This window comes from Niallia oryzisoli (genome assembly GCF_043641075.1).
GTDB lineage: Bacteria > Bacillota > Bacilli > Bacillales > Cytobacillaceae > Bacillus_BD > Bacillus_BD oryzisoli_A.
Genome location: NZ_JBHZRC010000036.1, coordinates 1 through 1,230, shown reverse-complemented (window position 1 = coordinate 1,230; position 1,230 = coordinate 1). Strand labels below are relative to the sequence as shown.

1 protein-coding gene is annotated in these 1,230 nt (G+C 37.5%); it reads right to left on the bottom strand.

Annotated features, from left to right (window positions below; all coding sequences use genetic code 11):
* A partial coding sequence (locus ACHUFV_RS27380) for an IS110 family RNA-guided transposase (RefSeq protein WP_394239609.1) occupies positions 1–1,115 on the bottom strand: 1,115 nt, incomplete at its 3' end.
* Positions 1,116–1,230: the final 115 nt, after the last annotated feature.

Here is a 1,230-nt window from a genome sequence, read left to right as displayed (position 1 = left end):
TTTCTTCCTTGTCTTGAAATTTGATAGTGGGAGGGTTTACGGTCTCCAGACTGCTTCACAATGGGATTTGTCCCAGCCATTTTAATTAATTGTCCTGCATGTTTGAATTTAGAAATATCACCCATCTCAGCGAATAATTCAGCTCCTGTCACGACTCCAATTCCACATACACTTAGGATAATCGCACCGTCTGTATGAACAAATAAATCTTCAATTTTACGTTCTAATTGTTTAATTTGATTGTTATAACATTCGTGAAGATCTAGGTGCTGGTTTAGGAGGTATTGATCGATTTCAACGCATTCTTTTGGTTGTGATATGGAGGTTTGTGCATAATCAACTAAGATCTGAATGGATGAATCTCGAAGCTTTAGATTCTCTTTAATCGATAATTCCCTCAAACCTTCTTGACCTAGAGACAGAATATCGCTTGGGTGCAAACAATGACGCATGATATAAACAGAGGCCTTTCCAAATGTATCCGAAAGAGGTCGAACTTTTTCCCTTTTCCCATCCTTCCAAGTGGTTTTCCCCTCAAACTCCCTAAAAATGCGGTCCACATACGCGTGTATTTGATTTTGTAAAGCTGTTCTTTGTTGGACTAATTCTCTACGTGCACGTGTTAATCTTTGAAGTCTATGAGGGTCTCCAGTAGGAAGTTCATTAAATGTCCCCCGGCCATGAATCATAGCTACAAGAATAGCCGAGAGGTCTAAATTGTCTGTTTTGGACGAATTTAAAAGGGCTTTTCTTTCTTCGTTAGTAATCGATGAATTAATAATTCGGACAAAATATCCCTCAGAACGCGAATGGAGAGTCAGGTCTTCATAGTAATGACCAGTTGTTTCAATCCCTATTACGACTACCTTTAAACCATACTGAGTTTTTGCTTTTTGAACGTTCTTTTTTAACTTCTCAAAACCTGTTAAAGATGCATCAAACGCAAAGGGGTTGCCTAAGATATCCCCATAATAATTACTAAATTGTGCTTTATGAGTATATTTAGCTGCATCTATCGCTACAAAGAGCAAATGATCTGAACCCATTTCTCTAATAAATTTTGCCCACTGACTTCCATTCTCCCCTTGAATATGGTTGAATAAATTTAGAACCATCGTTTTCACTCCTTACTAGGATCGTAATATGGAAGTTCTGTGGTAGGTACTTCTATTTTACAATGAAAACGGTGGTCTTTCTTTGTTTTATACTTCTATTTACTATACTAGGCAC